At 46.5% G+C, this 24,193-nt stretch carries 19 protein-coding genes and 1 pseudogene; 15 read left to right on the plus strand and 5 right to left on the minus strand.

The genetic code is table 11. From position 1 onward, the window contains the following. Positions 1-31 precede the first annotated feature (31 nt). The 6 genes from mltG to ACR8BL_RS23550 all read left to right on the plus strand — a co-directional run bounded on the left by mltG (position 32) and on the right by ACR8BL_RS23550 (position 8,787). Complete coding sequence (gene mltG, locus ACR8BL_RS23525; protein WP_434753220.1) at positions 32-1,072, plus strand: endolytic transglycosylase MltG; 1,041 nt, start codon at positions 32-34, stop codon at positions 1,070-1,072. A 14-nt stretch (positions 1,073-1,086) separates the two neighbouring features. Beyond that, positions 1,087-2,016 (plus strand): peptidase U32 family protein, encoded by a 930-nt coding sequence (locus ACR8BL_RS23530; protein WP_434756455.1) that lies wholly within the window; start codon positions 1,087-1,089, stop codon positions 2,014-2,016. A gap of 17 nt (positions 2,017-2,033) precedes the next feature. Beyond that, positions 2,034-3,362 (plus strand): peptidase U32 family protein, encoded by a 1,329-nt coding sequence (locus ACR8BL_RS23535; RefSeq protein WP_434749778.1) that lies wholly within the window; start codon positions 2,034-2,036, stop codon positions 3,360-3,362. Between the two features lie 118 nt (positions 3,363-3,480). Beyond that, positions 3,481-4,248, plus strand: coding sequence for a pentapeptide repeat-containing protein (locus ACR8BL_RS23540; RefSeq protein ID WP_434749779.1), 768 nt, complete (start codon positions 3,481-3,483; stop codon positions 4,246-4,248). A 276-nt stretch (positions 4,249-4,524) separates the two neighbouring features. Beyond that, a complete protein-coding gene (locus tag ACR8BL_RS23545; RefSeq protein WP_434749780.1) occupies positions 4,525-6,807 on the plus strand; it encodes a methyl-accepting chemotaxis protein in 2,283 nt (760 codons plus the stop codon). Between the two features lie 135 nt (positions 6,808-6,942). After that, positions 6,943-8,787, plus strand: coding sequence for a peptidoglycan D,D-transpeptidase FtsI family protein (locus ACR8BL_RS23550; RefSeq protein ID WP_434749781.1), 1,845 nt, complete (start codon positions 6,943-6,945; stop codon positions 8,785-8,787). Here the strand turns inward: ACR8BL_RS23550 and ACR8BL_RS23555 are convergent. Beyond that, entirely contained in the window at positions 8,766-9,929 is a 1,164-nt protein-coding gene (locus ACR8BL_RS23555; RefSeq protein ID WP_434749782.1) for an AI-2E family transporter, read from the minus strand. The two genes, ACR8BL_RS23550 and ACR8BL_RS23555, sit on opposite strands and share 22 nt — an antisense overlap. 172 nt (positions 9,930-10,101) lie before the next feature. On the opposite strand from ACR8BL_RS23555, the gene ACR8BL_RS23560 reads away from it, so the two are divergent. Continuing rightward, a complete protein-coding gene (locus ACR8BL_RS23560; protein ID WP_434749783.1) occupies positions 10,102-11,517 on the plus strand; it encodes a polysaccharide deacetylase family protein in 1,416 nt (471 codons plus the stop codon). A 202-nt stretch (positions 11,518-11,719) separates the two neighbouring features. Here ACR8BL_RS23560 and ilvD read toward each other — a convergent pair whose 3' ends face one another. The 3 genes and pseudogenes from ilvD to ACR8BL_RS23575 all read right to left on the minus strand — a co-directional run bounded on the left by ilvD (position 11,720) and on the right by ACR8BL_RS23575 (position 15,155). After that, positions 11,720-13,405 carry a dihydroxy-acid dehydratase gene (gene ilvD, locus ACR8BL_RS23565; protein WP_434749784.1) on the minus strand — a complete coding sequence of 562 codons (1,686 nt, stop codon included), beginning with the start codon at positions 13,403-13,405 and terminating at the stop codon, positions 11,720-11,722. 339 nt (positions 13,406-13,744) lie between these two features. Then, positions 13,745-13,993 (minus strand): annotated as a pseudogene (locus ACR8BL_RS23570) (KGG domain-containing protein); the annotation flags it as partial. A 121-nt stretch (positions 13,994-14,114) separates the two neighbouring features. Then, positions 14,115-15,155, minus strand: a complete 1,041-nt coding sequence (locus ACR8BL_RS23575) for an acyltransferase family protein (protein WP_434749785.1) — start codon at positions 15,153-15,155, stop codon at positions 14,115-14,117. 234 nt (positions 15,156-15,389) lie between these two features. On the opposite strand from ACR8BL_RS23575, the gene ACR8BL_RS23580 reads away from it, so the two are divergent. The 6 genes from ACR8BL_RS23580 (at position 15,390) to mgrA (ending at position 20,701) form a co-directional block, all read left to right on the plus strand. Beyond that, positions 15,390-16,355, plus strand: a complete 966-nt coding sequence (locus tag ACR8BL_RS23580) for a sugar kinase (protein WP_434753221.1) — start codon at positions 15,390-15,392, stop codon at positions 16,353-16,355. Positions 16,356-16,442: 87 nt separating this feature from the next. After that, positions 16,443-17,108: a bifunctional 2-keto-4-hydroxyglutarate aldolase/2-keto-3-deoxy-6-phosphogluconate aldolase gene (locus tag ACR8BL_RS23585; protein ID WP_434749786.1), complete on the plus strand. Its 666-nt coding sequence runs from the start codon at positions 16,443-16,445 to the stop codon at positions 17,106-17,108. Positions 17,109-17,190: 82 nt separating this feature from the next. After that, entirely contained in the window at positions 17,191-17,967 is a 777-nt protein-coding gene (locus tag ACR8BL_RS23590) for an alpha/beta fold hydrolase (RefSeq protein ID WP_434749787.1), read from the plus strand. A 27-nt stretch (positions 17,968-17,994) separates the two neighbouring features. Further along, the gene (locus tag ACR8BL_RS23595; RefSeq protein WP_434749788.1) at positions 17,995-18,762 is read left to right on the plus strand and encodes an HAD family hydrolase; all 768 of its coding nucleotides are present in this window, start codon (positions 17,995-17,997) and stop codon (positions 18,760-18,762) included. Between the two features lie 39 nt (positions 18,763-18,801). Further along, a complete protein-coding gene (locus ACR8BL_RS23600) occupies positions 18,802-19,542 on the plus strand; it encodes an NAD-dependent protein deacylase (protein ID WP_434749789.1) in 741 nt (246 codons plus the stop codon). A 142-nt stretch (positions 19,543-19,684) separates the two neighbouring features. Further along, positions 19,685-20,701, plus strand: a complete 1,017-nt coding sequence (mgrA, locus tag ACR8BL_RS23605; RefSeq protein ID WP_434753222.1) for an L-glyceraldehyde 3-phosphate reductase — start codon at positions 19,685-19,687, stop codon at positions 20,699-20,701. A 175-nt stretch (positions 20,702-20,876) separates the two neighbouring features. On the opposite strand, the gene ACR8BL_RS23610 is transcribed toward mgrA, so the two are convergent. Next, positions 20,877-21,842, minus strand: coding sequence for an AraC family ligand binding domain-containing protein (locus ACR8BL_RS23610; protein WP_434749790.1), 966 nt, complete (start codon positions 21,840-21,842; stop codon positions 20,877-20,879). Positions 21,843-22,008: 166 nt separating this feature from the next. Here ACR8BL_RS23610 and ACR8BL_RS23615 point away from each other — a divergent pair, with 166 nt between their 5' ends. Both ACR8BL_RS23615 and galE read left to right on the plus strand, forming a co-directional pair. Continuing rightward, complete coding sequence (locus ACR8BL_RS23615) at positions 22,009-23,190, plus strand: galactokinase (RefSeq protein WP_434749791.1); 1,182 nt, start codon at positions 22,009-22,011, stop codon at positions 23,188-23,190. A gap of 1 nt (position 23,191) precedes the next feature. Beyond that, complete coding sequence (gene galE, locus ACR8BL_RS23620) at positions 23,192-24,181, plus strand: UDP-glucose 4-epimerase GalE (protein ID WP_434749792.1); 990 nt, start codon at positions 23,192-23,194, stop codon at positions 24,179-24,181. Positions 24,182-24,193: the final 12 nt, after the last annotated feature.

The raw sequence follows: 24,193 nt of genomic DNA on the forward strand, positions 1-24,193 counted from the left end.
TTTTTGGTTGTGTAAAGGAGTTGTGTCTCTGTTGAAAGGCAAAGTCATAGGTATCTTTCTGCTGGTTCTGCTCATTCTGGCCGGAGGAGCTGGCGGATATGTATGGAGTATGATGCGTCCGGTGGAAGCTGCTTCAGAGCCAGTTGTTTTTGAGATCAAGAGCGGATCGGGAATCTCCAAAATAGCAGATCAGCTACAGCAAGAGGGACTTATTCGAAACAGTCTCGTTTTCAAAGGGTATTTAAAGTGGAACAAGCTGGGCAGTAATTTTATGGCTGGAAAATACGTCATGAATCCGGGTGTAACGTACGATGAGATTGTTCATAAACTAAGCAGCGGCGATGTCGTACCCGAAGAAATGGTGAAGTTTACGATCCCGGAAGGTTACACCGTTTTGCAGATGGCGGACAAGCTGTCGGCAGAGGGCATTGTCGATAAAAAGGAATTCCTCAAGCTGGCTAATGACCCATCAGCCTTTGATGTGGATATCATCAAAGATATCCCGGTGGATGAAGAATTGCGATACGTGCTGGAGGGTTATCTTTTCCCGGAAACCTACGAAATGAAAAAAGGCAGTACCACCCATGATGTGATGCAGCGAATGTTGGAAGAGTTTCAGACCAAAGTGAATTCCATTCCGGAATTGCAAGCAAAGCTGGATGAAAAAAAACTTTCGTTGCATGAATTACTGACGATTGCATCGCTGGTGGAACGAGAAGTTGTCGTAGATCAGGAACGTGCACTGGTAGCGGGTGTAATCTACAATCGGATCAAACAGGATATGAAGCTGGAGATTGATGCCACAGTGCAATATTTGCTTGATAAACCGAAGGCAAGGCTGCTGTTCAAAGACCTCAAGGTGCAAAGTCCATATAATACGTACTTGAACAAAGGATTGCCACCAGGACCTATTGCCAGTCCAAGTCTTGCATCTATCGAGGCAGCACTTCATCCGGAAGCCTCGGAATATCTGTTTTACGTAACGAAAAAGGATGGCACTTCAGGGCATCTGTTTGCCAAGACATACAAGGAACATCAGCAAAATATAGCCAAAAGTAAGGCTGCGCAATAAGCGGAGGGGATTAGATGAGTAAAAAACATGAACTGCTTGTGACAGCAGCAAATGTAAAAGAAGCAGAAGTTTTGCTTCAGGCCGGAGCGGATGCTCTATTGATAGGGGATGACCGTTTTGGCATGCGCCTGCCGGGCAGCTTTAGCATAGAAGAGACTGCGGAAGTGGTAGGTTTGGCTGCGAAACACGAGGCACGTGTTATTGTTTCCATGAACAACCTGATGTCCAATGAATTACTGAAAGAACTACCTGAGTATGTGCAGGCACTGGGTCGGATCGGTGTGCACGCGGTCGAGTTCAATGATCCGTCCATTCTTGCTGCGATTAAGGAGCATGCGTCACACATCCGTTTGCACTGGAATGCAGAGATGACGTCCACGAATTATGCAACGGCCAACTATTGGGGAACCAAAGGGGCTAGCCGGGTTGTACTCGCCCGTGAGCTGAACATGGACGAGATCACGGAGATGGTTCCATTTTTAAAAGTGGAAGCACAGGTGCAGGTTCATGGGATGACGAATATTTATCACTCCAAGCGCAGTCTGGTGCAAAGTTATATGGCTCACCAAGGGCGTCCGGTTGAAGGAGAACTCGGCAAGGAACGCGGACTGTTCCTGATTGAAGCCGAGCGACGGGATGAGAAGTTTCCGATTTATGAGGACATGAACGGAACGCATATTATGAGTTCAGAAGACATTTGCATTCTGGAAGACCTTCATCTGATGATGGAAGCAGGCGTACACAGCTTTAAAGTGGAGGGAATCCTCAAGTCTCTTGCTTACAATGAAGCCGTTGTTCGTGCTTATCGCAAGGCGATAGATCTGTATGAAGCAGATGCAGAGGCTTATGCATACAACGAAGAATGGTTGCGTGAGGTTCGTGAGCTGCAGGACCCTGAACGGGAATTGTCATTTGGATTTTTCTACAAAGAACAAGTGTATTAATAGATGAGGTGAACAAGATGGAAACAGTGGCGGTCAAGCGGAAGTTTTTCGGTAAACGTAACCGTCTGGATAAACCGGAGTTGCTGGCTCCGGCAGGAAATCTGGAAAAATTAAAATTTGCGATCCACTATGGTGCAGATGCCGTATATATCGGTGGACAGGCTTATGGACTTCGTTCCAACGCAGATAACTTTAGTTTTGAAGAAATGCGCGAAGGTGTGGAATTTGCGAAAAAGTATGGAGCCAAAGTGTTCGTAGCAACGAATATCTACGCCCATAACGAAGATGTGGCTGGGATTGAAGCCTATTTGCAGAACCTGTACGATGCAGGCATCTCGGCGGTCATTGTTGCCGATCCGGCCATTATTGAAGTGGCTTTGCGAGCGGTACCGGGCCTGGAGGTGCATCTAAGCACACAACAGTCTACGTTGAACTGGCAAGCCGTGAAGTTTTGGAAGGACGAGGGGCTACCGCGTGTTGTACTTGGCCGTGAGACAAGTTTTGAAGAAATTGAAGAGATCAAGGCGAATGTGGATATCGAGATTGAAGCTTTCATACACGGAGCGATGTGTTCATCCTATTCGGGACGTTGTGTATTGTCCAATCACTTTACAGACCGGGATTCCAATCGGGGAGGGTGCTGTCAGTCCTGTCGCTGGAAGTATGATCTGTTTGAGGATGCGAGAGAAGATACGGTCTGGGTAAGTGAAGAGGAAATGCAGATGAAGGCTCCTGCCCCCTTTAAACTGGGAGATAATCAGTTGCCTCTGTTCCAGGAACAGGATAATTCCTTTTCCATGGGTTCCAAAGATCTGTGCATGATCGGTCACATCCCGGAATTGATTGATGTGGGTGTGGACAGCTTCAAAATTGAAGGACGGATGAAATCCATTCATTATGTAGCAACTGTTGTCAACGTATACCGTCAGGCGATTGACGCTTACATGGCTGATCCTGAAAATTATGTATTAAAACCGGAATGGGTAGAAGAAATGAATAAAGCGGCGAACCGTCCGCTGAATACCGGTTTCTTCTACGATACGCCTGATCATGAAGATCATATCTATGAGCCGGAAGAGAAGGCTGTGCCTTACGACTTTGCGGGTCTGGTTATGGGTTATGATGAAGAAACAGGCATGGCAACGATTCAGCAGCGTAATCACTTCAAGCCGGGACAGGAAATTGAGTTTTTCGGTCCGAACGGTACCTTTTTCAAACAAGTGGTGGATGAAATTCAGGATGAAGAAGGCAATGTTCTGGATGCTGCAAGACACCCGCTGCAACTGGTGAAGATGAAAGTGGATCAGCCTGTTTCCTACTTTGACATGATGAGAAAAAAGAAGTAGGTTTACTCTCCAGGGTATTCCATCGTCGGATTGATTCGTGTAAACATTTGTAGTTCAACTTATATCGTGTTATAAGGTGATATAGTACGTTCTCATCATATATGATGGGGGGACCGAGATGAGAAGACTTGAGTCTGGTATGTCCGTAGACAATGAATTATTTACTGATATTGTCAGGTATGAACATGAAACGATAAGTGGAGCAACCATAACCAACTCGAATGTGGGTTCACCTATATTTTGGAGCTGTAAGCTGAATCATCTCGTATTTGATACCTGTGATCTTAGCAATGCGAGATTCTTTGCCTGTAGTACAATAGATAAATGTACATTTATTCGTTCTGATTTGCGCTCAGTTGGCATTGGCAAAGACGAAGCTGTTTTCACCAACTGCGAATTTTCCTCCTGTGATTTAAGAGGTATGACATTGGAGAATGCTACGTTTATTGACTGTACTTTTATTAAATGTAGATTCAATGACCGGATTTTACAGGTAGAAAATATCGTCAATTGTTCTTTTGCAAGCAAGCTAGTGGATATTACATTCGAAGGAAATGGTAAACAAAAGCTAATTGCTAATTTTGAAAACTGTATTCTTGACGGTGTTCGTTTCGTGGGTTGTGACCTGACGCAATGTATTCCGCCAAAATCTAAAAACCATCGGTATGTTGAACAGCTATCCGCACGAGTGAAAGGTGCTTTGACAAAGGTAGATGATGACCCTGATCTATCTGAGGAAGATCGGAAAGTACTGGTACGTAGCCTGCGTAAGCTTGAGCATATGGACCAATATATTTTTAACACGGCGCATATGAAGAAAATATATGGTGATGTTTTTGTTAAGCGATTTTTCAGTAGTCTTGGATGTAACCAAGTGGAAACTTAAGCAAGCCTCTATCTCCAGAACTAAAGGATAGGCGAAAAGGCATTTCCAAACCACTAGAAATAAGGTGGAGGCATTGCTTTTTCACGAATCAGTGTATGAATAAAAAGACCCCCATATATCGGTATATGGGGGTCTTTTTTTTATAGCAAAATAGGAAAAAAGTTGCAAAATATTTTTGGGGAAATGGAGGGAAAGAAGGAAAGTTGTCGAATACTACATATTTATAGGGGAGAGATTAAAATTTCTAACAAGTAAATTACTGGCAGGTGATTGGGAATGGTTCAAAAGAAGGATAAAGACAGTGGGGAACACATTACACAACCCGAGCAGGCTAAGCCTGATAAGACACAGAAAGTGAAGAAAATTAAGCAGATCAAAATCAAAAAAGAAGGGGTACATAATAAACCATTCAAATTTGATCGAAGCAAGATTCGATTGGATTGGATCAAGGTCGATTGGTTGAAGGAACAATTGAAGAATCGAGATTGGAAAGGGCTCGGAGGTACCTCTTTCAAACAGATTAAAAAGGTGAACCCGATCAAATCTGTAGGGGTTAAACTTTTCTTGATCTTTTTTGCAGCGATTATGATTGTTGTTGTTAGTTTGGGTCTAATATCCTATTCAAAGGCTAAAAATACGATTGAGGCCAATGCATCAAGAGCAAATCAGGAGACGATTGATCAAACCAAGCAGAAGCTTGATATCATTTTGGAGCGATTCGTGGATACGTCTACACAGATCTTCTTTGATCCAGAGATGCAGTCCCTGCTTCAGAAAATGTCAGATCCGAATCTGACGGCATATGATACTTTCGTTAATTCGAGTTCAATCAATAAGCAGTTATCTAATGTAGCTTTTACAAACAAATCCATGGAAGCGATTTATTTGGTGCCTACGGACGAATCAAAATCCGTTATGGGTACGGGGAACAGTAGTTCAACCATGGGAAGTATTCGTCAGGAAGCTTGGTATAGCGAACTCGTTAAGCAAGGAGGGTACCGCTGGCTTCCGACAGAAGAGAAAACAGATGGCACGACAGCTACATTCAAAATTGCACGTTCCATGAAGAACCTGCAAGGCACTACACAATCTTACGTTCTCATTATTGAACTGAAGCTTGAGGTGCTGGAGGAACAACTGAAATCACTGGATCTGGGGGCAGGTTCGGTACTTCAATTGATTTCTCCGGATAACAAAGTCGTTGCTTCATCCATTGCGGGCCGTACGGGGAAAGAGACAGATCTTGCTTTTGTGAAAGATTTAAAAGAAGCAGCAGGAAGCACCAATACGGAGTATGATGTGGATGGAAAGTCGACCAATATGCTGGCCGTATACAGTACGATGGAGTCATCTGGCTGGAAGTTGATCGGTATGGTACCTACTACGATGCTGGTTAAGGATGCCCAAGGCATCTTAACGATGACCTTGTGGATGGCACTTGCATTTGCAGCCCTTGCTGTGGTAATCGGTATCTGGATGGTTCGTATGATTGCACGTCCACTCAGCGGATTGAAAGATCTGATGCAGGAGGGGGCAAAAGGAAATCTGAAAGTACGCACCCCGTATAGTTCTCAAGATGAGATAGGACAACTTTCATCGGCGTTTAATACCATGATGGAACAGATTACCAAATTGGTTGAGCAGACCAATCGTTCGGCACAGGAAGTGTTAGACACAGCCACAGAACTGAGCAATGCTTCTAAGAAAACAGCTGTATCTGCTTCTGAGATTGCTGTAGCTACAGAAGAGATTGCAGGCGGAGCAGGAAGTCTGGCTACGGAAGCGGAACGAGGTAATGAACTGACGGATAATATCTCTCGTCAGATGGAGAGCGTTATAACAGCCAATGGAGAGATGGGGGAATCTGCCCGTCATGTCGAGAAGTCCAGTCAGACGGGAACACAGCATCTGAATCAGTTGATGACCAAAACGCAGAAGACTGAAGAGATGATCGGAGCATTGGTCAAGAAAGTGGATTCGTTAAAAGAGAGCACATCTTCTGTATTAAAAGTGCTTGACGTCATGCAAAATATTACAAAACAGACCAACATTTTGTCTCTGAATGCAACGATTGAAGCAGCGCGAGCAGGTGCAGCTGGGCGTGGATTCATGGTCGTAGCGGATGAAGTGCGTCAACTCGCGGCACAGTCCAGACAATCCATTGATATGGTTGGGGAGATCACAGACAAAATTATGACAGAGATGAACGAAACGGTGAAAGCTCTGTCTGATGCATATCCTTTGTTCAAGGAACAGATGGACGCTGTAAAGGATACAAATGTAATCTTTGCTTCCGTACAGGATCAGATGGGTGCTTTCGTGGAACGTCTGGGTATGGTTACAGGTTCCATTGGAGAGTTAAGCAAATCTCAGGCAACGTTGTCTGAAGCGATGAGCAATGTCAGCGCTGTTGCTGAAGAATCCTCGGCAACTTCGGAGGAAGTAGCTTCCTTGAGCAGTGAACAGCAAAATATCAGCAATCAACTTGTAAGCCTCTCTGGTAAGCTGGAGAATGTATCGAGTGAACTGAAAGAAACGCTCTCGCGTTTCACCGTATAGTTCCTGTAAACAAAAATAGTAAAGCTCAAATCACAAACAGACCTGTCTCTTCAATGAGGCAGGTTTTCTGTTGTTTCCGGATAATTCCAGAAGGGTCAACACATAATACATGAAAAAGGTAAGGGTGGAATACGTGTGCGGTTGCAGCTGGTGTGGAAACGACGCATAGCTATAATTAGTGCTGGTCTGACTCTCATTTTTGTAGTGTTAATACTGAGACTTGGCTGGATTCAGATGGTTCAGGTGAACCGCATCATGCCAGGATTTCAGCGAACCGTGCGTGAGATGTCAGTGCTGCAGCGTGAACGAGGTGTGATGCTGGATTCTGGACGTGGACATTTTACGGATGTCCACGGGCGTTCGTTAACTGGCAAGCTGCAATGGGGTGTTGTGTTTTTTTCACGAAACAAAAATGAGAAAATGGGTCAGTTTACAGGCGGAAGTCAGGAGGAGAAGTTAGAGAGGAGCCAGGAGGATGTGAGTCTCAAACAGCTGGCATTAATCCTTGATACCGATGTAGATCAGCTCAAAAAGCAATGGGAGAAGCAGAATACACCTCATCTCTGGACAGGAGGCGGATCAGAGCCTGTCTTGTTAACGGATGCTCAGCTTGTACGCATACGTGAGTTGAAGATGAAGGGGGTTAATGCATACCCCGTCATGACCAGGTACTCCCCGAAAGCCAGTGGCAGCCAGTGGCTCGGTTACCTTAATGAACACCCGGAAGAACGTGGAAGACAAGGCGGACATCGAGATGAGGTCAGACAGCCATTTGCCATGAAATCGGGAGCAGCTGGTCTGGAGAGGACACTCGAGCCTTTGTTAAGAGGTGTAGGTCCCACGTTGATAACACAAATGGTATATGGGAATGGACAGATCATTCCTGAGATTGAGCCGCGTGTGATTGCACCTGCTAACGTGCACTATCCTTTGGTAGTAGAAACAACGATTGATGCCAGGCTACAGCAAGGGATTGAAGAATTGACAGCATCATCAGGGCTACAGGAAGGAGCTGTGGTGGTTCTTGATGCCAAAAATGCAGATGTACGTGCGATGGTATCATATCCCTTTTATCAGCCTCAACATGTAAATCCGCAGCAATCCTCTTGGGGGAATCGGGCCATACAAGGGGCTGTACCAGGTTCCATTTTTAAAATCGTTACAGCTGCAGCTGCACTGGAAAATCGGGTGGTTTCACGCGGAGAGAAGTTCCACTGTAAAGGCGTTTATGGAAAATATGGACTTTCCTGCTGGAAGGAGCATGGACATGGTGAATTGAATTTGGAAAAGGGGTTCGCGGAGTCATGTAACATCGTGTTCGCTGAAACTGCACGTAGACTCCATATGGAGCAGTTGGAACAAACCGCTGATCGCCTGGGGCTTGCACGTACTGTTGGCTGGCAGGCGCAACACATGGCGGGGATGCCGGTATTAAAACATTTTGATCATGAAGAATCGGGGCGCATTCGAACTGATGCTGTGACGTCTGCAGACGAAGGAGCCAAAATTCAGACAGCCATTGGACAGCGGGATGTTCTGGTCACGCCGCTACAAGCAGCAAACCTGATCGTGACATTGTTGCATGATGGGAGGGTGAGCGCTCCCAGGCTGGTGCAACAAATCCGGTATGCGGATGGAGGTACAATGTTGGAGATGTCATTACATGCATCTCCTTCAGCAGCAGGACAGATCTCTCCGACGACAGCACATCAGCTGTTAAAGTGGATGAATACCGTTGTACAAGAGGGAACCGGAAAATCCCTGCAGCATGCGAGATGGCATGTGGCAGGGAAGTCAGGCACGGCTCAGGTACAACAAAAAGGAAAAGCTAAAAACCACCAATGGTTTATTGGTTACGGACCTGTTGAGAAGCCGAGATATGCTGTCGCTGTGCTGGTTCAGAACGTATCCCCAAGCAGTTCTCATCAAGCTACAGCTCTATTTCGCAAGGTCATGGACTACTTGGCAGAGTGCTCGTGATTTTCCGTTCTCTCGGAAACATCAGGGACAGGTGAGTCAACCACTAATGGTGAAGATTCGAATTCGTCATTGGGCAGATGGATCCATTTTTGCAGATAACCCTGCTGTAACAGTTCTTTTAAAAGGATCAGAAGTATAGGAGATAACACAACACCTGCAAGTCCGAAGATCGAAAGGGAGATTAGCATAAACGAAAGCATCAAGTAGGCAGATGAAACACCAATGGAGTTTCCTGATATTTTTGGCTCCAACAGTTGCCGCGTCAGCATCGTCACAGCCAAAACAACAATCAATCCAATCGCGAGTGTACTGTTGCCCACGATAAACAAATAGACAATCCACGGAATAAATATCACCGGAACGCCGAGCAGTGGCACCAGATCAAAGATGGCGCAGACAACTGCAATCGTAAAGGCATTGGAGGTTCCCAGAATCAACAATCCCGCATATATCAATACAAAAGTAATCAGCATCATGAACAACTGTGCCTTCATGTAGGAACGGATTGTTTTGAACACATGTGTACGCATGAATTCATTTGCCGTTTTTAGTGTTTTAGGTGTTTTGGCACGGGCAAACTTACGCCAGGATTCAATCTCAATGCTGAGAAAAAATGCCAGAATAATCGCAATCCCGAAGTTTGTAATGAACGTGGAGAATGAGCTTAGAAATCCGATGATGAACTGTGCTCCGCTGGTTACCCAGCGAGACAGAATTCCGGACAACGTAGCAAAATATTCATTTAGTTTATCCAGTATTCCATCAGGAAGGGCATTGGATCTATCTTGTATGAGCAAGACCAAATCGGTGAATTCGCGTTGAATCATCTCTACGTATACCGGGAAATGGAGCTGAAGATCGGAAATCTGTGAGATGATAAAAAAGCCCAGACCGAAAAAGGCGGCTACAATGAGTCCGAGAAACAACAACACAGATATAGCAGTTCCTGCTGTTTTAGGCAATCCTTTTCTATGCAGGAATTTGGCTAAAGGTTCAATCATCCAAAAAACAATAAATGAAAGAAAAACAGGTGCAGCGATATGATACAATTTACTAAAAGCGAACATGATCACATACACGGTTAACACCAGCAGAGCGATATCAAAGACGGTGCGTCCGTATTTTTTATAAAGCGGCAACATGGACATAGACTCCTTTACAGGCAAAAATTAGATTGTACTCATTGTACATGATAGCAGGGTTTTGGGGAAACCACATTTAATAAAAGAATCAACTGTGATAAAATTAAAGGTGGTTTATTTTAGAAAGTGTCGTATGACTGTAAAATAGCAGGAGAAGTGGGGAATCAACATCATGACAACGATGCTTCAGAGTATTTTACTGTGGTTATTGTACCTGTCCTCTTTTTATGCTTTTATTCCAAGCCTGATTAGCAGATTATTCGGATTCCGTGTGTTTCGTAGAGGGAAAAGTGATACACAATATGCCCTGACATTTGACGATGGGCCTGATCCTTTTTATACGCCCCGGTTGCTTGATCTGTTACATAAGTACGAGGTTAAAGCAACCTTTTTTGTTGTGGGAGAGCATGCTGCAAGTCATCCGGAGTTAATCAGACGAATGCATGAGGAAGGGCATCTGATCGGAATTCACAACTATATTCATAAAACAAACTGGTTGATGCGTCCGCGAACGGTTCGGGACCAGATCGAACGAACAGGGCAAATCATTCAAGAAATTACGGGGGAGAAAACCTGTTATTATCGTCCGCCATGGGGCATTATGAACCTGTTTGATTTTTTTAGCAAAAAAGATCGTAAGATCATTCTGTGGTCCTCCATGTTTGAGGATTGGAAATGCAGTGTGGGTGCGGAGCAACTAAAAGAACGTGTGCTGAAAAAGTTAAAGGGCGGAGAGGTTATGCTGCTTCATGACCGAGGCACAACCTTGGGAGCCGATGCTCACGCGCCGGAGCAGATGCTTGAGGCGCTCGAAACCGTGCTGCACGAAGCGGATCGACGTGGCTTGGTCAGTGTACGTGTGGACACGTTGATGAATCGCAGTACAATATCCGAATCGCCGAAACGGGTTCACGTGGAAGCCCGAACTCACATGAAACTCAGGTTGTGGAAACGTGCAGTAGTTGCATTGTGGTTAGGCTGGGAAAAGCTGTTTCACTGGGTGTATCATCTGCGAACTGCTTCACCTCAAGATCCCATGCTTCATTTCCGTTCCCGTGTATACCATGGTGCACGCGTAGAGATGCATAATGGTTATGTGATGCAGAATGGTGATCCAATTATAGAATTACATTTTGATAATCAAAAATTGTTCGAACTCGGGGTTACTTCACGTTCAACCATGCATTTGGCTATTCGTATGATTCGTACGATGGAACAGCAGCTGCCAGACTTGGCACAGCTAGTTGCTGCAGATCCTGAATTACGCTCTGCAAAAGCAATTTATGGCGTGAGCATGATTAACCGTGGTCCTGAAAAGTTCGGATTCACCGTGCAGGGGCTCGCTCCAGGCCCATTCAGCATGGCCTCCAAGTTATATCTGAAGCTGCTGCTTAGTGTTATCCATCCGGCAGGTAAAAGACGTTTGAAGCAGCGTACAGATCAATTGGTGCCCAAAATGATTTTGATGCCTGTTGAGGAACTTCTGCAACGGTACAATCATCATCATAAGATTACTTCAGATGCAACGGCAGAAGTACAAAACGAGTCCATTGTCATTGACAATGAGATTTTACCGGAACGAAACTGAGTATTAAGATTTATGGTGTAGCGGAATTATACACAATTTTACATTATTCTTATTCCATTGAAGTCATTGCAATTTTAAAGTATAGATCGTTTGCCCAAAACCCTAATCAAAAAAAAGGATGTGCTCTGCCAGTGTGGCAAAGCGCATCCTTTTTCGTTTTTTATATGCTTATATCCATGTAAGATGGCATGATCAGCCGAACCTAGATTTTCAGAACGCCACCGTTGCTTGCATTGGTTACAAGTTTGGAGTAGCGAGCCAGCAAACCGGTTTTGACTTTTGGTTCAAAACCTTTCCAGTTCGCACGACGAGTTTCGAATTCCTCATCGCTAATTTGCAACTCAATGGTGCGGTTGTTCAGGTCGAGTTCAATGATATCTCCTTCTTCAACAAAGGCAATTGGTCCACCTTCCGCTGCTTCTGGAGAGATATGACCGATACTGATTCCGCGAGAGGCGCCGGAGAAACGTCCATCCGTGATCAGACCCACTTTGGCACCAAGTCCCATACCTACGATCTGAGAAGTTGGCGCGAGCATTTCAGGCATACCTGGTCCGCCTTTTGGTCCTTCATAACGAATAACCACGACATGTCCTTCTTTAACTTTACCGTTAGCAATGCCTTCAAGTGCTTGCTCCTGGGAGTCGAAGCAGATGGCAGGACCTTTGTGATATCCGCCAACAGAAGCATCAACCGCACCAACTTTGATGATAGCTCCTTGTGGTGCAAGGTTACCGAACAATACAGCCAGTCCACCTTTTTCGGAGTGCGGGTTGTCCAGCTTGTGGATTACGTTTGTATCTTGAATTTCCTGGCCTTCCACGTTCTCACGGATAGTTTTACCTGTAACCGTAATACAGTCCGCATGGATCGCGCCTGGTTTCTTGAGCAATTCATTCAGGACTGCACTTACGCCACCTGCATTGTGAACATCTTCGATGTGTAGGTCAGAAGCAGGTGCCAGTTTCGCCAGATGCGGAACACGGTTAGCAACTTCATTAATACGCTCGATCGGGTATTCAATGCCAGCTTCGTGTGCAAGAGCCAGCGTGTGCAGTACGGTATTGGTCGAACCACCCATCGCCATATCCAGAGCAAACGCATTGTCGATTGCTTCTACAGTTACGATATCACGTGGTTTCAGATCCAGTTTGATCAGTTCCATCAGCTGTTTCGCAGATTGTTTAACAAACTCGCGGCGCTCAGGTGCTACAGCCAGAATCGTTCCGTTACCTGGCATAGCCAGTCCCATAGCTTCTGCAAGGCAGTTCATGGAGTTAGCGGTAAACATACCGGAGCATGATCCGCAAGTTGGACAACCAAACTGTTCAAGCTCAAGCAAGCTCTTATCGTCGATTTTACCAGCCTGGTAAGCACCTACACCTTCAAATACAGAGGTGAGGGAAAGAGCTTTACCATTGCTGTCACGGCCTGCTTTCATCGGCCCGCCGCTTACAAAAACGGTAGGAATGTTGCAGCGCAGCGCGCCCATCATCATACCTGGTGTAATTTTGTCACAGTTCGGGATACAAACCATGCCGTCGAACCAGTGTGCAGATACAACCGTTTCCACCGAATCCGCAATAATGTCACGGCTTGGCAAGGAGTAACGCATACCGATGTGTCCCATCGCGATCCCGTCATCCACCCCGATGGTGTTGAATTCGAACGGAACGCCGCCGGCTTCACGAATGGCATCTTTAACAATTTTACCAAACTCCTGCAAATGAACATGACCAGGTACGATATCGATGTACGAGTTACATACCGCGATAAACGGCTTGCCGAAATCCTCTTCTTTTACGCCTGCTGCACGGAGCAAACTCCGGTGCGGTGCGCGGTCAAACCCTTTTTTGATCATATCGGAACGCATTTTATTGGCTGACATGGTGTATTCCCCCCAAATATATAGTATTGAGCAACATGAATGGAAAAATAAATGGCAGTACATCTGTCGTTTAATTTCATCCGTACTCTAAAAAAAATAACCCGTGGGCCGGTGTCTGGCTCCCCGTAGTTTGTGAAATTCTTTGCTGCTTTAAACCCGTGAACACCCGGTTTTTCTATAGAGTCTATCACAACCATCGTCATATTTCTACAATCAATAGACATATAGAAAAGAAGCCATATTCCATTGACATGGAGTTTGGCTTCTGAATTCAACGAAAAGCGAGGGATGCTTTTCATGATATAAACCTTTTAGTATGCAGATAATGAGCTGTGCTTAACTACTTCCGCCTTTGCGACCGATTTCGCGATAAAATTCCTTGCTGTGGTTTTCAGAAGTAGCTTCGCCACCCTTACGTCCGATTTCCTTGTAGAAATCTGCATCATGAGCGTCGGAAGTAGCTTCACCACCTTTTTTACCAATCGTCTGGTAGAAGCTCCTGTCATGGTTTCTCGATGTGGCTTTACCACCTAAGCGTCCAGCTTCTTCTCTGCTCATCTTGCGTTCTGACGTCTGCCCTTGTGCCATTACAAATCACTCCTTACCATGATAAGTTGTTTTTTGCAGCGCGTATCCTCAATTACCACAGTTTTTCCAGCCTGAAACAACTTAAATGGAAGCGGCTGGATATCAGGAGTGATCTGGAACATTATGCAGAACGCTTGAAAAGACCGTGTCGATGAAATGAAATCCGTGAAATATCCGGCTCAATGAAAGCTTTAAAGGTTTGGCGGACAAGCGGGTGAGCCAGTGTAATCGAGAACAGCACAGCAACGATAAGAATGACAGGGATAAACATTACACTTCCCATGTAACTGTAGACACCTGACCAGATCGCAATCCGCACAAGAAAGCCGTGCAAAAGAAAGACATACAGTGTACGACGACCCAGATCTGTCAGTTTGGAGGTCAGGTTCGGAACCCAGGCAAGGAAAAGTATTGCAGAGATGATCTCCAGCAAGTACACGCCAAGCCGGTAAATACCGGCATACCACTCTTGGTGACCCAGTTCAGCGTAAGTCTTGCTTCCAAGCAGCCATCCCTGTGGAATGTTTAAACCGCCGTATGCAATATATACCAGTAAGGTTGCAGAGAGGATTGCAGCTACTCTGCGCCCCCAGCCTGGAAGCAGACGAGCGCGAATAGCTGAACCGTAGTCATATCCAATGACGAAGAACGGCAGAAACACAAAGGTACGGCTGCAACTGAGCCAAAAACCGTCGACTGGCAAATAACCGGCAATGACTCCCAGTGCGATTGAAGCAATCAACCGATATACAGGTTTCCAGGAGATCGTAAGCCGAACCAGTAACCGCCAGCAGAAATGGCTGGCAAGGAACCAGAGCAGCAGGTATGGTGCAAAAAAGGATAACCGAATATGAGGTGTATGGAATACGGTGGCATCCATCAACGCATATAACGATTGGAACAGAAGATATTGCAGTGCGATCTGTTTCAGTACGTTTCGTCCTGAGGTACCCTGAATAGAAGCTTTGGCGAAATACCCGGTCACCCATACAAAGAGTGGCATATGGAACGTGTAGATCCACATGAACAAAGCCTCCGCTCCGGCAAAGCGGGTAATAAGTGGTTCCAGTGCATTTCCGGCCAGCACGCAGACAATTAACATAAAGCGAAGATTGTAAAAGAAAGATTCCTGATCATTCTGAATCAGTATCTGATTTCTCATGATGTAGCCCCCTCGAAAGCTTCGTTGAAAAGTAGTGTATCTTTATCCGTTATACATCTGTATTAAGGGTAATATGAATTCAATCGAATGATTGTGATTTAATTCACATTAGAAAGCGTTATCTTTTCTCAAAGATGTGACAACAAAAAGAAGGCTTCGGGATTGACAACAATTGCATACGGGATGACAATGGTAGAAGAAGATGAGGTAGTCAATATTAAGGAGGAAGGCAATATGTCAACGAGTCCCTTTCAAAGCCCTGATATTATTACATTCGGGGAGAGTATGGGGTTGCTGACGGCCAGAGACACGAGAGGGCTTGAATATGCAGCTACACTGGACAAGACGTTCGGAGGAGCTGAGAGCAATCTGGCTATTGGTGTAGCACGCCTTGGACATAGCAGCGGCTGGTTTGGACGGCTCGGTAACGATCCGATCGGAAACATGATTCTGAAAGCCATTCGCGGCGAAGGTGTAGATGTATCTAGGGCCAAATTAAGTGATCATGAACCTACAGGTCTGATGATTCGTGAGAACGCTTCCGGGAAAGCCTCGGTGCATTACTATAGGAAGTTATCCGCGGCAAGTGCGATGACACCGGATGATCTCGATCCGGAATATATCGCCGGGGCCAAAATTTTACACGTCACAGGGATTACCGCAGCCATCAGCGAATCAGGACTTGCCACGGTTGAAGCCGCCATACATATTGCCAAGCAGGCAGGGGTGAAAGTGAGCTTTGATCCAAATCTGCGCCTCAAGCTGTGGTCAGTAGAGAAGGCTCGTCCCGTGTTGCTGCGTTTGGCTGAACAGGCTGACTACTTTTTACCAGGTTTGGATGAGATGAAATTGCTATATAACGAAGAAAGTGATCAAAAGGTGCTTGAACGCCTAGCTGCAATGAATGCAGTGTGTATCGTTAAGGGCGGCCCTGATTTGACCTACGTACTTGCGGATGGTACCCTAACGGAAGTTCCGTACTTTAAAGCAGATCAGGTTCTTGATACTGTAGGGGCTGGAGACGGATTCTGCGCAGGCTTTTTAGCGGGTCTGTTGAAAGGATACACCCCACAGGAAGCGACTCGGCTTGGTAATTTGAACGGATCAATGGTTATTCAGGCCGTTGGAGATTGGGAAGCACTTCCGACATGGGCGCAGGTCGAGGCCAAGTTGAATAATGTTGCTCACGTTGAGCGCTAAGTACCGTTAAATCAGGATGACTCATCTTCGTTCTTCAAATGTAAAGCTTGTATATACAACCACCACATGGATAAGGGAGAGAATGAAATGAAGAAGCTTCAACTGTTGCAAAAGATGACGGACAATGGCGTGGTGGCGGTTCTGCGCGCAGATTCAGCCGACCAGGTTATTGCTATGGCAGAGCAGGCAATTGCGGGCGGAATCAAGGTTATCGAAATTACGATGACTGTTCCAAGTGCGCTTAAAGCGATCGAAAAACTCAGCCGTGTATATCATTGGAATACGCAAGATCCGGAGAAATTCGCGATTATTGGAGCAGGAACCGTGCTTGAGCCACAAACGGCGAGAGCTGCAATTATGTCCGGGGCTGAGTTTGTTGTTGGGCCTTCCCTTAATCCTGATACGGTTCAAATCTGTAATTTGTATCGCGTACCCATTCTGCCGGGTGTCATGACGATTGCTGAAGTGCAGCGTGCATTGGAGCTTGGCGTCGATATTATCAAACTGTTCCCTGGCAATCTGTATGATCCTTCGATTATCAAAACGATGAAAGGCCCTATGCCACAGGCGAATTTCATGCCAACAGGCGGCGTGTCTTTGTCCAATCTGGGGGATTGGATCAAAGGTGGAGCAGTAGCTGTGGGGATTGGCTCTGATCTGACGTCAGAAGCTGTGAAGACGGGAGATTTGAGTCACGTCCGCCGCAAAGCAGAACAATATATGGAAGCCTATCGCAAAGCTAAAGCTGAATAGTATTTCAATATGGAAGGGAGCCTGGTACAAGCGGGCTCCCGCTTCCATAAGCCGCGGTATTTGCGGAGGTGGAGAAAGGTGAATGATGTTGAGAAATCGTTATAATATGGGGCGCAAAAAGAGGGGCATTGGGAAGTTTCTGCTCATACTTTTGGCGCTCATTGTCATTGGTTGCGGATACGTTGCATGGAAGCTGTTTACACCTTACGGACCTCAAGAGGCAGCTCAGGCTGCGATGGAGACATCCGGCGGGGTTAGCGTCAGCCAGCAGGAGAACTGGATCGATTTTAAGCCGGATAAACCTAAAGCAGATGGAAAAAGTATACTTTTCTATCCTGGCGGTTTAGTTAAACCGGAAAGTTATGCGCCTCTTGCTCATGAGCTTGCTGCAGCTGGTCATCATACCATTATTGCTAAGATGCCGTTCAATTTGGCTGTAATCAAACCCAGTCTCGCCGATGATATTCTGGCAGCATATCCGGAAGAGAAGTTTGTCATGGGTGGACACTCGCTTGGTGGCTCTATGGCTGCACGGTATGTCGTGGCACATCCTGATGTTATTCATGGTATTTTTTTTCTGGCGTCCTATCCGGATGAAAAAGGTAGTGTGCAGAAGCTGGGGATTCCAGCGTTGTCCATTCTCGGCACCAACGATGGAGTTGTGAATATGACGAAGTATCAGGAGGGACGCATGTATCTGCCACCAGATACGGTGTATTACACCATTGAAGGGGGAAACCACGCTCAGTTTGGTGACTATGGTCATCAGAAGGGAGACGGGGAGCCTACAGTCAGCGAAGAGGATCAGTTGAAACAGACGGTCAAAACGTTGTTGTCCTGGTTAGATACGATAAAATAGTCTCATTTTCAGCGGAGGTGATGGCAAGTGACTTTGCTACAGGTGCAGGGAGAGAATATCCCTTGCAGGGCAATTCTGTTTGACAAAGATGGCACTTTGCTGGATTTTCTTCAATTATGGGGCCCTTGGGCCGAGAGTATGCTCGTGCAAATGCAAACATGGATGCGAGAACGTGGAGCCTCTTTTACCGTAGAACTTGAACATGTGCTGGGCACCGTTCATGATTCGGAAGGCCATATCAACGGATACGATGTTCAAGGCCCGCTTGCCATTGCGACTATAGATGAATGTAACGGTTGGCTGGCAGGACAGCTCTATGCTGCAGGTACGCCATGGAACGAAGCTATAACGAAGATACGTGAGTTTTCAAGCATAGCGATGAGGTCTGTAAGAGAGCGTAAATCCGCTGAACCCATGCCCGGATTACTGGAATTTCTAAAGCGCTGCAAAGAAGCAGCGATTCCTATGGCGGTTGTTACTTCCGACAGTACGTCAGCAGCTGAAGCGCATCTGGACTGGATGGGGATCCGTTCCTTTTTCACTTCCATTGTGGGTTGTGACCGGGTAACTCGTGGCAAACCCGATGGGGAATCGTTCCTGCTGGCTTGCCAGGAATTATCTGTTCAGCCTCATGAGGCTGTAATCATTGGAGACAGCAACGGTGATATGCAAATGGGGCGCCATGCAGGAGCAGCATATACATTGGGCTATTGTCCGCAATTGGATCAGGGCGCGCATTTGCATGACGCTGATGCCGTAATACGTCACTATAATGAGTTGGGTATAGTGTTATAGATGCTGTTATGAATAATGGAAATCAAAGGAGGAGAGAGGATGAACGCAACAGAGCAACTGGCTGCCTGGATTCAGGAAAGCTCACGTATTGTTTTTTTCGGAGGAGCCGGAACTTCAACGGAAAGCGGGATTCCCGACTTTCGCTCGGCTGCAGGACTGTATCAGACCGAGCAGCACTCCCCTTATCCTCCGGAGGAACTGTTAAGCCGTCATTTTTTTGATCAACATGCGGATATTTTTTATGACTTTTACCGGGGCAAAATGCTTCATCCTCATGCAGAGCCAAATGGCTGTCATTATTTACTTGCCAGACTGGAACAAAAGGGGAAATTGCACGCTGTCATTACGCAAAATATAGACGGTCTTCATCAAAAGGCAGGTAGCAGTCATGTGCTGGAGCTTCACGGTTCGATTCATCGCAATGCTTGCATGGATTGCAAACAATTCCATTCACTGCATGACATTATTCAATCGAAAGATGCTGTACCTCGTTGCACCTCATGCGGCGGCGTCATCAAACCGGATGTCGTACTGTACGAAGAAGAACTGGATCAGACAACGTTGTACCATGCCATCGATGCCTTATCTTCAGCAGATTTACTGCTGGTAGGAGGAACATCACTGACGGTATATCCGGCCGCTCAATTGATTACGTATTTTGAGGGGAAACATACCGTTCTGCTCAATGCCACACCAACCGCATATGATCATCGGGCAGACTTGTTGATTACAGAGCCCATTGGAGAGGTAATGAATAGGGTAGAACAACTTCTTGGTTAACTTAAGGTTGTTTGTGAATCATCTTATTGGGTGACCAGGGTTGTGAAGCGACTTCTGCGCTAAAAAATGGACTGAATTACTGCATCCTCCGGCTAAGGCTTGGATACTGGATGCGCGAACCTGTGGAAAGAAGGGATTCATGATGGTCTATGTAGCTGCTGATACACGCTATGAAACGATGAAATATAACCGCGTGGGACGTTCGGGCCTCAAGCTGCCAGCGATTTCACTGGGACTGTGGCATAATTTTGGTGGAATTAACAGTGTGGAGAATGGGCGGAACATGATTACCCGCGCGTTTGATCTCGGCATTACACATTTTGATCTGGCAAACAATTATGGCCCACCTGCAGGTTCAGCGGAGCAGTTGTTTGGTCAGGTGCTGGCTCAGGATCTGAAACCATATCGGGATGAACTGGTCATCTCCACCAAAGCCGGATATTATATGTGGCCAGGGCCTTATGGTGAGTGGGGTTCCCGCAAATCCTTGATCTCCAGTCTGAACCAGAGCCTGACACGAATGGGACTGGACTACGTAGATATTTTTTATTCACACCGTTATGATCCGGATACGCCGCTGGAAGAAACGATGATGGCACTGGATCATATTGTCCGTTCAGGCAAGGCACTGTATGTCGGCATCTCCAATTATCCTGCGGAGCAAACGAAACAGGCGGCCGAAATATTGAAAAGTCTGGGTACACCGCTGCTGATTCATCAGCCAAGGTACTCCATGCTGGATCGCTGGATTGAAGATGGACTTCAGGATGTGCTGGATGAGTATGGAGCAGGCAGTATTGCGTTTTGTCCATTGGAGCAAGGTGTGCTTACGAACAAATATTTGAATGGCATTCCGGAAGATTCCCGTGCCAAAGGCCCTTCAGTATTTCTGAATGAAAATAATATCTCTCCAGAAACACTTCGCAAGGTACGTGCGCTGAATCAGATTGCGGCAGCCCGCGGCCAAAGTCTCGCCCAGTTCGCACTGGCATGGGTATTGCGCAATGGAAGAGTCACGTCTGCGTTGATTGGTGCAAGCCGCCCGTCTCAGATTGAAGAGAATGTAGCGGCGCTTAACCAGCTGGAATTTTCTTCAGATGAACTGGAGCGGATTGAGTCGATTCTGCGACCGGAGTCTACGAACAAAAACAAGGATTAGAACCTGTCCCATATGTGGGGGAATGTTCAGAAATAAATCATAGACAAAACGTGCATCTTAGCCATAAAGGCAAGATGCACGTTTTTTATTTTGAACATGTGATCCTAATTCAGTTATTCCGTTTTTTGTTCATATTTACGATGTGATGCTCTCTCTTTTATGTGAAGAAGTGATTTTACGTCCCTTTTGCAAGTGACGGACGCGCAAGCAGTTTCTCCCGATAGAGACTAGGCGCCTCCCCGTGGAATCGTTTGAACTGTTTGGAGAAATACAAGGCGTCGGGCATACCCACAGATGCGGATACTTGCTCGATGGACAAGTCCGGACGTTCCCGCAGGAGTTGACGAGACTTATCGATCCGAAGTTTCAGCAGATACGTGACAGGAGTGAGCCCTGTTTCCTGCTTGAAAATACGTGAGAGATACGCACGGTTATACCCCAGGCTCTCGGACATGTGCTCAATGGACACAGGGTAAGCATACTGGGTGGACATATATTGAATCATCTGTTTGACTGTGCGCCGTATGGAGGATTCTCCTGATGTCAACGTTTGCCCTTCGGAAAGGTGATTCTGAGCCTCGGCTAAAATCATATACAGTGTACCGAGTGATGTATAATGGGCGCTCTCTTTTCGCTCTGCAAAAGCTTCCTGCATGACCGACAGCCAGTTTGATATGTTACCTGCTGTACCGGCATGGAAAACGGATTTCTCGGGCCGAAATCCAGCCTGTTTCACATGCTGTGCGGCCTCACTGCCTGTAAAGGCAATCCAGCGATATTGCCACGGCTTGCGGGTATGAGACTGGTAGCTCACCAGTTGCCCAGGGTGGATCAGAAAACAGTCACCAGCATAGAGATCGTAGGTGTGCAACTCAGTACGGAACGTACCGGCCCCCTTTTCTACATAATGCAAAAGATAATAATCATATAGCTTCGGCCCGAGCGCATGTCCGGGAAGGGTCTGGCTCGCACCGGCAAACAGGACATGCAGTGCCCCTTGATTGTGATAGACGGGATTCGAGGCAACGGAATAACTAAGTGCTCCGCTTTTGCCTGCCGTTGTTTCCTGTGGGGTTTGGGGGCTGGACGAATTATTTATGTTACGGTTTGTTTCAACCTCGTTAGCCTTGGCTTCCTTCATATATGTTCCTTCTTTCCATGATGTCGAGCTTGATTCGTTAAACTCATTATAGGATTAAAGGTCACATTTATCCATATGAATCACACATGGCTTCATTTCAAGAAGGGTCGCTCCGTTATATAATAACATTAAGAAAACCACAACAAAGAGGCGAGGTGCATCAGCTTTGAATGCAACTGATTTGCGACAAAAGTTTATTGAGAAGTACGGAGAAAGTGGAGCGGACATCCGTGTGTTCCATGCCCCTGGACGTGTGAACCTGATCGGTGAACATATCGACTATAATGGTGGTTATGTGCTCCCGGCCGCTCTTGAGTTTGGTACAACCTTGCTTATTCGTGAACGTACGGATAACCAATTACAGCTGGCTTCTACCAATATGGCATACGAGGGAACTCTGGACATGGCCTCCATTGGTCAGGAGAAGACGGGAGAGTGGACAGACTACCCGGTAGGCGTCATGGTACAACTGCAAGGCAAAGGCGTCCAAGTGACGAGAGGGTATGATTTCCTCTACCATGGTGAGATTCCGAATGGCGCAGGACTTTCCTCATCAGCATCTCTGGAGGTTCTCACCGGGTATGCAATTCAATCCATGGAAGGATTACCCGACATTGACACCGTGGAGCTTGCGCTTTTGTCCCAGAAAGCTGAGAACGAATTTGTTGGTGTCAACTGTGGCATTATGGATCAGTTTGCTGTAGCCAATGGGGCGAAGGATCATGCGATTCTGCTGATGTGCGACACGCTGGAGTATGAGAAGGTTTCTTTCCGCACAGGTGCTTACAAACTGATTATCGGTAACACAAACAAACGTCGTGGTTTGGTCGATTCGGCATACAATGAGCGGCGTTCACAATGCGAGCAGGCACTTGCCATTTTGAAGGAACAGCTGCCTGCACTGAATTACCTGGCTCAATTAAAGCCGGAGCAGTTTGACACATTACGGGATCAGATCAAGGATGAGAAAGTCAGAGCGCGTGCGCAGCACGTTGTAGAAGAAAATGCGCGGGTGCTCTCCTCAGTCGAAGCTTTGCGGAACAATGATCTGCAGACATTTGGACAGTTGATGAATGCTTCGCATGAATCGCTGCGTGACTTGTATGAAGTTAGCTGTACTGAACTGGATGTCATGGTAGAGGAAGCGCAGCGCATTCCAGGAACATTAGGGGCTCGTATGACGGGGGCTGGTTTTGGTGGATGTACGGTGTCTCTGGTGCACGAGAATGATGTGGAGCGTTTTGTTCGTGAAGTAGGTACGGCTTATGAAGCGCGTACGGGTCTCAAAGGTGATTTTTATGTATGTGGGGTAGGCGAAGGTGTTAACGAACTCAAGGAGGCGAAGTAAAATGGCAATTTTGGTGACAGGTGGAGCAGGATATATTGGATCTCATACAGTGGCAGCGTTGCTTGAACGTGGCGAAGAGGTCGTTGTACTGGATAATTTGCAGACAGGGCATCGCGAGGCACTGCTTGGTGGTAAGCTGTACGAAGGGGATTTGCGTGACAAGGAGATTTTGACAAAGCTGTTCGCGGAAAATTCAATCGATGCTGTCATTCACTTTGCTGCGAACTCGCTGGTTGGCGAAAGTATGAAAGAGCCGGCTAAATACTACGATAATAACGTGTTTGGTACACTTTGTTTGTTAGAAGCAATGAATGCAGCCAATGTACGTCGCATTGTCTTCTCTTCTACAGCAGCAACCTACGGTGAGCCGGAGAAGGTGCCCATTGAAGAGAGCGACCGTACGGAACCTACGAATGTATATGGTGAAACGAAGTTGATGATGGAGCGCATGATGTCCTGGTTTGATAAAGTGCAAGATATCAAATATGTTTCCCTGCGTTACTTTAATGCAGCCGGTGCGCACGAAAGCGGCAAAATCGGCGAAGATCACCAGCCGGAAAGTCACCTGATTCCGCTTGTATTGCAAACCGCACTGAAACAACGTTCGCATATCGCCGTATTTGGTGATGACTATGCAACAGAAGATGGCACATGTGTCCGTGACTATATCCACGTTAGCGATCTGGCTGATGCACATCTGCGTGCAGTAGATTACCTGCGCAAAGGGAAGAACAGCAACGTGTTTAACCTGGGTAACGGTACTGGATTCTCAGTGAAACAAGTGATTGAAACAGCGAAAAAAGTGACAGGTCTGGATATCCCGGTTGTTCAGGAACCGCGTCGTGCTGGTGACCCGGCTGTGCTGGTGGCATCATCTGCGAAAGCCAGATCCGTTCTGGGCTGGAATCCGAAATGGACGAATCTCGAAGATGTGATTCAAAGCGCATGGAACTGGCATCAATCCCGTCCAGAAGGCTACGGAAAAAACTAGGAGGCGAACATC

It is taken from the genome of Paenibacillus amylolyticus (assembly GCF_051136285.1).
Classification (GTDB): Bacteria; Bacillota; Bacilli; order Paenibacillales; family Paenibacillaceae; genus Paenibacillus; species Paenibacillus amylolyticus_F.

What these genes read in the sequence shown, in the direction of transcription:
- ACR8BL_RS23585 (WP_434749786.1), top strand. Translation starts at nt 16,443, where the DNA reads ATGAAGAAGCTTCAACTGTTGCAAAAGATGACGGACAATGGCGTGGTG.
- galE (WP_434749792.1), top strand. Translation starts at nt 23,192, where the DNA reads ATGGCAATTTTGGTGACAGGTGGAGCAGGATATATTGGATCTCATACA.
- ACR8BL_RS23555 (WP_434749782.1), bottom strand. Translation starts at nt 9,929, where the DNA reads ATGTTGCCGCTTTATAAAAAATACGGACGCACCGTCTTTGATATCGCT.
- ACR8BL_RS23610 (WP_434749790.1), bottom strand. Translation starts at nt 21,842, where the DNA reads ATGAAGGAAGCCAAGGCTAACGAGGTTGAAACAAACCGTAACATAAAT.
- ACR8BL_RS23590 (WP_434749787.1), top strand. Translation starts at nt 17,191, where the DNA reads ATGATGTTGAGAAATCGTTATAATATGGGGCGCAAAAAGAGGGGCATT.
- ACR8BL_RS23575 (WP_434749785.1), bottom strand. Translation starts at nt 15,155, where the DNA reads ATGAGAAATCAGATACTGATTCAGAATGATCAGGAATCTTTCTTTTAC.
- ACR8BL_RS23545 (WP_434749780.1), top strand. Translation starts at nt 4,525, where the DNA reads ATGGTTCAAAAGAAGGATAAAGACAGTGGGGAACACATTACACAACCC.
- ACR8BL_RS23530 (WP_434756455.1), top strand. Translation starts at nt 1,087, where the DNA reads ATGAGTAAAAAACATGAACTGCTTGTGACAGCAGCAAATGTAAAAGAA.
- mgrA (WP_434753222.1), top strand. Translation starts at nt 19,685, where the DNA reads ATGGTCTATGTAGCTGCTGATACACGCTATGAAACGATGAAATATAAC.
- ACR8BL_RS23540 (WP_434749779.1), top strand. Translation starts at nt 3,481, where the DNA reads ATGAGAAGACTTGAGTCTGGTATGTCCGTAGACAATGAATTATTTACT.
- ACR8BL_RS23560 (WP_434749783.1), top strand. Translation starts at nt 10,102, where the DNA reads ATGACAACGATGCTTCAGAGTATTTTACTGTGGTTATTGTACCTGTCC.
- ACR8BL_RS23580 (WP_434753221.1), top strand. Translation starts at nt 15,390, where the DNA reads ATGTCAACGAGTCCCTTTCAAAGCCCTGATATTATTACATTCGGGGAG.
- ilvD (WP_434749784.1), bottom strand. Translation starts at nt 13,405, where the DNA reads ATGTCAGCCAATAAAATGCGTTCCGATATGATCAAAAAAGGGTTTGAC.
- ACR8BL_RS23600 (WP_434749789.1), top strand. Translation starts at nt 18,802, where the DNA reads ATGAACGCAACAGAGCAACTGGCTGCCTGGATTCAGGAAAGCTCACGT.
- ACR8BL_RS23535 (WP_434749778.1), top strand. Translation starts at nt 2,034, where the DNA reads ATGGAAACAGTGGCGGTCAAGCGGAAGTTTTTCGGTAAACGTAACCGT.